Here is a 1,467-nt window from a genome sequence, read left to right as displayed (position 1 = left end):
TCTACGGCAACCAGCTCGTGTTGCCGTCCAGCGCCATCGCGATCCACTACGGCGGCGACCACGTCGGCAGCGAGCCGCAGTATCGCAAGGGCACCTTGTACTTCTACAACAACACGGTGCGCCTCCAGCAGCCCCAAGGCACGGTCAATGGCGCCTACCTGTTCCGCCTGTCGACCACCGATGAGACCGCGCAGGTCTGGAACAACGTCTTCACCTTCGACCCGGGCATCACGTATCCGGCCATGCGCATCACCCAGGAAGTGGCTGCCGGCTACACCGCCGGCGGCATCCTCAACCTGGGCGTGAACTGGATCACCGCCGGCTGGGCCGACAGCGATCCCTGGCACCCGGTCCCCGGTCAGCTCAAGGGCAGCCAGAACATGATCACCGGCACGACCCCGCCGGTCGATCTGACCACCTTGGTGCCGGTGGCGAACGGCCCGGCGGCTGGCAGCGCGCAGGCCCAGCTGCCGCAAGTGGCCGCGTATCCGGTCAATTATCAGATCGACGCGGTCACGAATATCCCGAGCCCGCGCACCAATGGCTCGAGCATGGATCTGGGAGCGGTCCAGCACTGATTTTCGAGGAGCACTGAGAGCGCCTCAGTCCTGAATTGCGCGCAGGGCGTTGGAATTACGCCCTGCGCACGGCGGTTGAAAATCACACCACTCGAAGGCCGGCGCAATATATACGCGCAATAATTTCGGATTCAGCGCCTCAGGTGGGCTTAATTGACGCCGCTCTCGGAATCTCAGGCCGTGCGATTGACGCGGAAATCGCTTGAATACGCTCCGAACCGACTGCCCATAAACACGCCGGATTGACTTCCGCACGGCGAAACCCCCAGCGCGTCAGATGCATCCCGATCGAACGCACAGGCCACGCGCGTACAGGGCCGGTGATCGCAGCAGGTGAGTGCGCGCCTCTTGATCTTCGATCATCGCCGGCTTCTCGCCAGCGTGGCAACCGTGTGTGTGCGGTACCGGCGCAGCACCGCGCAACCTTAAGGCGGCCGGCTATCTTGCATGTCGCCACGACTCGGACCGATGCCTCATGCGATTTTCTGTCTGCCGAGGCTTCGTTTGAATGCCCGAATAACCCGCGCGCCTGCGCCCATATTGTTCGATGCAGAGAAGCGCACCACTTTTCTCCAGTTTTTCGGAGGACGCAACTGCCTTCCTGTTCACAGAATGAATGAGAGATAGAACTGTATTCTGCGCGCCCCTTGATGTGAAAGAGCCGTTGCATGAGACAGTATTCATCAAGCATCACCAGTCGGCGCGAAAATGGATTTAATTCGCCACTGATGACGCTGGTCTGCAAGACCTTAATCGTCCTGATAATGACGATGTGTCAATTCGCGGTGACGGCCAGCGCCGCATCCGCTGTTTCGCCCTCGACCACACCGCCGCCGTCCCTGGTATCGCAGCCGTGCGTGCCATCCGGCCTCGGCATCGATTATCAGGT

1 protein-coding gene is annotated in these 1,467 nt (G+C 61.0%); it reads left to right on the top strand.

The genetic code is table 11. From position 1 onward, the window contains the following. Nucleotides 1-578 (top strand): hypothetical protein (locus ABD002_RS12095; RefSeq protein WP_343791419.1); only part of this gene is annotated, 578 nt, incomplete at its 5' end. Nucleotides 579-1,467 lie beyond the last annotated feature (889 nt).

The sequence above is a fragment of the Dokdonella soli genome (assembly GCF_039523175.1).
Lineage (GTDB): Bacteria > Pseudomonadota > Gammaproteobacteria > Xanthomonadales > Rhodanobacteraceae > Dokdonella_A > Dokdonella_A soli.
This window is presented reverse-complemented; position numbering and strand designations above follow the sequence as displayed.